Source organism: Sphingomonas bacterium (assembly GCF_903644135.1).
Taxonomy (GTDB): domain Bacteria; phylum Pseudomonadota; class Alphaproteobacteria; order Sphingomonadales; family Sphingomonadaceae; genus Sphingomonas.
The window spans coordinates 1-2,521 of the sequence record NZ_CAHJXA010000387.1; the positions used below are offsets into that span (position 1 = coordinate 1).

The window sequence follows — 2,521 nt, forward strand, 5'->3', positions numbered from 1 at the left end:
TCGAGCGCCGGATCAAGCGCGCCGCCCAGCGCCAGCGCCTCGATGATCGAGGCGTCGTAGCGGCGCGGGACGTAGCGCATCAGCGTCCGCATCCGCCGCGCGTGCTCGACCAGCTGGCGCAGGTCGCCGCCGGTGCGCGGGCCGCCGCTGGTCTCGAACATCATCGCCGCGACGCCGGCATCGACCAGATAGTCATCGAGCGCGGCGTCGTCCTTGAGGTACACCTCGGACCGGCCCTTGGTGGCCTTGTAGAGCGGCGGCTGGGCGATGAAGAGGTGGCCGCGCTCGATCAGCTCGGGCATCTGCCGGTAGAAGAAGGTCAGCAGCAGCGTGCGGATATGCGCGCCGTCGACATCGGCGTCGGTCATGATGACGATCTTGTGGTAGCGTAATTTGTCGGCGTTGAACTCGTCGCGGCCGATGCCGGTGCCCATCGCCTGGATCAACGTGCCGATCTCGCGCGACGAGATCATCCGGTCGAAGCGGGCGCGCTCGGTGTTGAGGATCTTGCCGCGCAGGGGGAGGATCGCCTGGAAATGGCGGTCGCGGCCCTGCTTGGCGGAGCCGCCGGCGCTGTCGCCCTCGACCAGGAACAGCTCGGACTTGGCGGGGTCGCGCTCCTGGCAGTCGGCGAGCTTACCAGGGAGGGAAGCGATGTCCATCGCGCCCTTGCGCCGGGTCAGCTCGCGCGCTTTCTTGGCGGCCTCGCGCGCGGCGGCTGCGTCGATCACCTTGCCGACGATGGCGCGGGCGTTGGCGGGGTTCTCCTCCAGCCATTGCGCGAGCTTGTCGGCGATGAGCGATTCCAGCGGCTGGCGGACCTCGGACGAGACGAGCTTGTCCTTGGTCTGGCTGCTGAACTTGGGGTCGGGCAGCTTCACCGAGACGATCGCGGTCAGCCCCTCGCGCATGTCGTCGCCGGTGAGCTGCACCTTTTCCTTCTTCAGCATCCCCGACTTGTCGGCATAGTTGTTGAGCGTCCGCGTCAGCGCCGCGCGGAACGCCGCGATATGCGTGCCGCCGTCGCGCTGCGGGATGTTGTTGGTGAAGGCGAGGACGTTCTCGTAATAGCTGTCGTTCCATTCGAGAGCGACGTCCATGCCGATCGCGTCGCGCTGGCCGGAGATGCTGATCGGCTCGGGGAACAGCGGCGTCTTGGCGCGGTCGAGCCACTTGACGAACGCTGCGATGCCGCCCTCATAGAACAGCTCCACCGTCTTGGGCTCGTCGTGGCGCGCGTCGGTGATGAACAGGCGGACCCCGGAGTTGAGGAACGCCAGCTCGCGATAGCGGTGCTCGAGCTTGTCGAAGTCGAACTCAACGATCTTGAAGGTGGCGGGCGACGGCAGGAAGGTGACGCGGGTGCCCTTCTGTCCGGGCGCGGCGGTGCCGACGACCTTGAGCGGTGCCACCGCATCGCCATAGGCAAAGCGCATGTAATGCTCCTCGCCGTCGCGCCAGATCGTCAGATCGAGGAACTCGCTGAGCGCATTGACCACCGACACGCCGACGCCGTGCAGCCCGCCCGACACCTTGTAGGCGTTGTCGTCGCTCGAGTTCTCGAACTTACCGCCGGCGTGGAGCTGGGTCATGATGACCTCCGCCGCCGATACGCCTTCCTCCGCGTGGATGCCGGTCGGGATGCCGCGACCATTGTCGGTGACGCTGACCGAGCCGTCGGGGTTCAGCTGAATGTCGATCCGATCGCAATGCCCCGCCAGCGCCTCGTCGATCGCATTGTCGCTGACCTCGAACACCATGTGATGCAGGCCCGATCCGTCATCGGTGTCGCCGATATACATGCCCGGCCGCTTGCGCACCGCGTCGAGGCCCTTGAGCACCTTGATCGAGGAAGCGTCATAGTCGTTGACGTTGGGATTCTGGGCAGTGTCTGTCATGCCGAGCATATAGGCTCAGGGCAGCCGGAACGGAAGCGAAATGGGCTGGAACGGCCCTGCGCGGAGGCGTGTGGATCCCCGCGGATCGCTGTCGAAAGTCGGGAACGATCGGAGGTTTGTCGGGTTGGGCCGCGCATGTACCATGACCGCCATGCCTTCTCGTTCCGGGAAGCCGATCATCTGACGCGCATCCACCTGCGCCTGGGGCTGGAGGATCTGGGCTTCCGGGTCGAGGAATGCGGTTCCGACCTGACCATCGCCAACGAACGCGACCCCGAGCTCGGCGAAGGCTCGCCCGCCTGACATCGTCAGCCCGATAGCAACACTCGCGTCGCGTCGCCCGGCAGCCCGGCGAACAGCGCCTCCTCGGTGCCGGTCATCCACACCTGGCCGTGCCCCGCCAGCCGCTCGAACAGCGCCGCGCGGCGCAGCGGGTCGAGGTGCGCGGCGACCTCGTCGAGCAGCAGGATCGGCCGCTGCCCGGCACGCTCGGCGACCAGCTCGGCATGGGCGAGGATCAGCCCCAGCAGCAGCGCCTTCTGCTCGCCGGTCGAGCAGAGCGCCGCCGGCTGCCGCTTGTCGACATGGGTGACGATCAGGTCGGTGCGGTGCGGCCCCGCCAG

At 67.2% G+C, this 2,521-nt stretch carries 2 protein-coding genes and 1 pseudogene; 1 reads left to right on the forward strand and 2 read right to left on the reverse strand.

Annotated elements, in window-relative coordinates; translation table 11 throughout:
- A partial coding sequence (locus HUU96_RS14900; RefSeq protein WP_174293513.1) for a DNA gyrase subunit B occupies positions 1 to 1,907 on the reverse strand: 1,907 nt, incomplete at its 3' end.
- A 126-nt stretch (positions 1,908 to 2,033) separates the two neighbouring features.
- Between HUU96_RS14900 and HUU96_RS14905 the strand changes: the two genes are divergently transcribed.
- Positions 2,034 to 2,201: a hypothetical protein gene (locus HUU96_RS14905; RefSeq protein ID WP_174293514.1), complete on the forward strand. Its 168-nt coding sequence runs from the start codon at positions 2,034 to 2,036 to the stop codon at positions 2,199 to 2,201.
- Positions 2,202 to 2,206: 5 nt separating this feature from the next.
- Here the strand turns inward: HUU96_RS14905 and HUU96_RS14910 are convergent.
- Positions 2,207 to 2,521 (reverse strand): annotated as a pseudogene (locus tag HUU96_RS14910) (DNA replication/repair protein RecF); the annotation flags it as partial.

Coding starts and splice junctions, on each gene's coding strand:
- HUU96_RS14905 (WP_174293514.1), top strand. CDS start 2,034: ATGTACCATGACCGCCATGCCTTCTCGTTCCGGGAAGCCGATCATCTG.